The organism is Paenibacillus sp. FSL A5-0031 (assembly GCF_001956295.1).
Lineage (GTDB): Bacteria > Bacillota > Bacilli > Paenibacillales > Paenibacillaceae > Pristimantibacillus.
This window is the reverse complement of the sequence record NZ_MRTD01000053.1, coordinates 1-3,075: the sequence shown is the minus strand read 5'-3', so window position 1 is coordinate 3,075 and position 3,075 is coordinate 1. Positions and strand designations below refer to the sequence as shown.

Sequence of the window (3,075 nt, the reverse complement as noted above, 5' to 3'; positions counted from 1 at the left end):
CGCATCATAGTACGACAAAAGAAGTCTTGCTTAGCAAGGCTTTTTTTGTTGTTTAAAAGTAGGAAATGATGCTCAAATGAGATGCTTTTGAGCTATTTTTTTGTCAAAGGAGTTAGCCTCGTGTACAATAAAAACAGCTAAGGGAGGACATATATGAATTTTTCCGTCACCTTTTTTACAAATATAAGTATTCTCATTACTTGTGCTTACCTTTTTAACCTCCTATACAAAAATTTTCTAAACCGAGCTTCCTCCAATGTGAAAAATAGTTTGTTGATTGTCACTTTTATTTTATCCGGCTGGCTGACGATGATGGTTGGTGTAGAATTAGGGAGAGGTCCCTTATTCGATTTGCGCGGCGTACCTATTATTTTTGCAACACTAGTGTTCCGTGATCCGCGCCATGTTTTTATTATTGGACTTGGTATCTCTGCTTCAAGATATTTTGTCAATGGAATAACACCAAGCTCACTAACGGGATCAATTAATATCGCTATTATGGGACTCGTCGCAGCAGGGCTCGTCATGCTTTACGAACGACGCCAGTTATGGGGCTATCGTAAGAAGGCAACGATTTCTTTGCTAACCATCAATATTGTACAGGTAACTGGTATCGCGATCTTTGGCGCTCTGTCTCGTGAGTTGTACTTGAAGCAGATTATGCCTTTTACGCTGCCTCTTTCTATTTTGCTTGGTGCCTTTTTCTTATTTATTATTAATGATTTTTATAAGGAACAGCTCCGTTCGGACGAGCTGCGCGACAATAACTTGCTTCTAGTGGAGCAAACGAAGGAGCTTGAAGACAAAGCGATACAAATCATGAAGTCATCCAAATATAAGTCGGACTTTCTCTCTAATATGTCTCATGAGCTTCGGACACCTCTTAATAGCATCATTGTCCTCTCAGAGCTCATTCGTGAGAATACGGCCAGCCAGGAACACAATGAGAATTTTGAGTATGCAGATATGATAAACAGCTCTAGTAACGAATTGCTGCGAATCATTAATGACATCCTGGACTTATCCAAGTTGGAAGCAGGTAAGATGGATATCAACTGGGGAGAAGTGTCCGTCGAGGATGTTACGCAGCTGGTATACCATGAATTTGCCCATTTAGCTGAAAAGAAGCAGCTAAGCTTCGAAGTTTTAATAGATGAAGAGGCTCCTCAAATGCTAGTATCCGATGGACAAAAACTGAGCCAAATTATTCGCAATCTATTAAACAATGCTATTAAGTTTACAGATAAGGGCGATGTCGCTTTGCACGTATACAAGGATAAGCTTACTGACTGCATTGTATTTGTTGTAAAGGACACCGGTATTGGGATAGATGAGGACAACCAGCAGCGAGTTTTTGATACATTTTCACAAGAGGACAGCACGATTCAGCGGAAATATGAAGGAACTGGATTAGGGCTTTCTATTTGCATACAGCTTACCAATCTACTTGGCGGCAAACTTGCGCTTAAAAGCACAAAGGGAGTTGGAAGTGAGTTTGCACTAAGTGTGCCGTTATATCCTACATCGAAATAGGATAGCTGCTTCGATTGGAACCGCAAATCGCTTCCGACTAGGTTGGAGAGTAACGTACAGATAAGGGCCGCTAGATTCGACTAACGGCAAGGAAGGTGTAGTTAGGCAAACGAATGCCTTCCTACACCTTTCTTTATGGATTAAGCGAGGTATCCATATTTGTATAAATAAGAATGGCATCTCTTAGAAATAAAGCAGCACCGGGCTGGTTTTTATCATAATAGGCTGTAAACCTTTCATCATCTACATACATTTGAGCAACACCCGCATGTGCTTCTTTGGTATAGCTGCCCCAATAAAAACTTAGCCATTGTCGATGGAGATCGGCTGCTTTCTGTGCTAACTGACCAGCGGGATCACCAGTCGCAAAAGCTTCCTCAAGCACGCTTATGACCTCGGCTCCTAACTTTTCGATCTCAGTGTGCTGTTCTTTAGTCATGTTTTTGATTATTTGGTTAGAGAGATCCACCTTCTCGTTCCCGTACTTTTCTCTAATCTCTTTACCAAAGCTCTTCTCGTTCTCATTAATGAGCTGCTGCTTAAAACCTTCGAATTTCTCTTTATTCTCCATTATTATTCTCCCTTCTTTTTGAGCTAATGTTTTGTCGACATTAGCGATAAGCTGATCTAGCTGTACTCTTTTCTCTAAAAGCTTTTGTCGATGCTGCAGCAGTGCCTTTTCACCGTCAAAGGAAGGTGATGTCACGATGGCCTTGATTTCCTCTAATCCGATTCCAAGCTCTTTGTAAAATAGAATCTGCTGCAGACGATCAACCTCCGCTTGCCCATAAATGCGATAGCCTGAAGAATTCAACCGTGCAGGTTTAAGCATGTCGATCTCATCATAATAACGCAGCGCACGTGTACTAATTCCAGCTAATCGACCTAGCTTTTGTATGGTGTATTCCATGTGTTCACCTCCTGACAACATCATCGTACACCTTCACGCAACGTGAAGGTCAACTGTTTTTTTATAACGCAAGATCAATAGTATAGGATTTAACCAGAGTGGAATTGGAGGAGGATGAACTAATGTCTTTCATTTAATTATCCTGTTTATTGAAGTAAGTAAACTCTATTCACAATTAACGAGGAATTGTTGTATAGCCGAGAATGCTATTGTTGAAAATAAGGTTGTCCAGCTATGGAGAGCGATATAGCATTATAAAATGGATGGAAAGAAGTCATGATTTGAGAATGTTATAGAGTTGTTCATTTGCGATGTAAACTATATCCATTTATAATTAATGTTATTCTTCTTCTTTAATGATGGAATCATGTATTTACATGCTTTATTGTAGTAAACATAGGCATTACAGCTGTATAGAAAGGGTTTTACATGTGTAAATAAAGATTATTATAAATTAATTTCAAAAAAGACTTGCATTATTAGGTGAATGCATGGTATATTCTATTTCTGGCCGAGAGATACACGCGGACAGTAAGCAAAACAAGCAAGACAAACGAAAGAAAAGATTGCTCTTTGAAAACTGAACAACGAGTAATAACTGCCTTGCAAATCCTTCGGGATGAGCAAATATA

General features: G+C 39.6%; 2 protein-coding genes. One reads left to right on the top strand and one right to left on the bottom strand.

The genetic code is table 11. The annotated features are described in order from the left end of the window. Positions 1 to 153: 153 nt before the first annotated feature. Positions 154 to 1,533: an ATP-binding protein gene (locus tag BK120_RS34185; RefSeq protein WP_076271922.1), complete on the top strand. Its 1,380-nt coding sequence runs from the start codon at positions 154 to 156 to the stop codon at positions 1,531 to 1,533. Positions 1,534 to 1,666: 133 nt separating this feature from the next. Here the strand turns inward: BK120_RS34185 and BK120_RS34180 are convergent, their stop codons facing one another. After that, positions 1,667 to 2,443, bottom strand: coding sequence for a MerR family transcriptional regulator (locus BK120_RS34180; protein ID WP_076271921.1), 777 nt, complete (start codon positions 2,441 to 2,443; stop codon positions 1,667 to 1,669). Positions 2,444 to 3,075: the final 632 nt, after the last annotated feature.

What these genes read in the sequence shown, in the direction of transcription:
- BK120_RS34185 (WP_076271922.1), top strand. Translation starts at nt 154, where the DNA reads ATGAATTTTTCCGTCACCTTTTTTACAAATATAAGTATTCTCATTACT.
- BK120_RS34180 (WP_076271921.1), bottom strand. Translation starts at nt 2,443, where the DNA reads ATGGAATACACCATACAAAAGCTAGGTCGATTAGCTGGAATTAGTACA.